Raw genomic sequence first — 726 nt, 5'->3', positions numbered from 1 at the left:
CGCAGCCCCATGCCGCCGGCGGAAAGGTCATTGTCGAGGCCCACCGCCTTGGCGAAATCGCCACTGCCGTCGGCGAGGAACAGGATCTTGCCCTCACCGCCGGTGAAGCGCGCCCAGGCGCCCATGACGTGGACGTCATTGACCGAAACGACGGCGATGGTGTCGACGCCACGCGCCAGGATGGCGTCATGGTTCTCGAGATAGCCGGGCAAATGGTTGTTGCTGCAGGTCGGCGTGAAGGCCCCGGGAACCCCAAACAGCACCACCTTCTTTCCAGAAAAGATCTCAGCCCCGGTGATTGGCTTGGCGCCATCGGCGGTCATCGTCTTGAAGGTCACGTCAGGCAGCTTGTCGCCAACGGAAATGGTCATGGATTCCTCGCTTGGGAAAATGGGGAAGGACGTGTCTTTGCGTAGCGAACTCAACGGCTTCCTGCAACCGTTCGGGTGGGCTGGATCAAGGGAAAGGCAGAAGCCCTTCGACCGCGCCCGCCGAACTCGTCAGCGTATAGTGAAGTCCGCCATCCGTCGGCGTCGTCGACGGGCGATCGAGGATCGGCACGGTGAAGATCAGCTTGCCGTCCTTTTCGCTGCGGGCAGGGCTGCCGAACATGTAATCGTGCTCGCCGGCAACGAAGAAATCCGCCGCCTCCGGATCGCCGGGAAAGCTCGCCTCGACAATCAGCGTCTCATGGTCACCCGGCAGGACATTGACGCCGAAATCGGA

General features: G+C 62.1%; 1 protein-coding gene and 1 pseudogene. Both read right to left on the bottom strand.

The features are described 5' to 3' along the window. Positions 1-371 (bottom strand): redoxin family protein (locus tag EN935_RS38815; protein WP_127374394.1); only part of this gene is annotated, 371 nt, incomplete at its 3' end. An 85-nt stretch (positions 372-456) separates the two neighbouring features. Beyond that, positions 457-726: pseudogene (locus EN935_RS38810) on the bottom strand (hypothetical protein); the annotation flags it as partial.

Origin of the sequence: Mesorhizobium sp. M7D.F.Ca.US.004.03.1.1 (assembly GCF_003998635.1) — a bacterium.
Taxonomy (GTDB): Bacteria; Pseudomonadota; Alphaproteobacteria; order Rhizobiales; family Rhizobiaceae; genus Mesorhizobium; species Mesorhizobium loti.
This window is presented reverse-complemented; position numbering and strand designations above follow the sequence as displayed.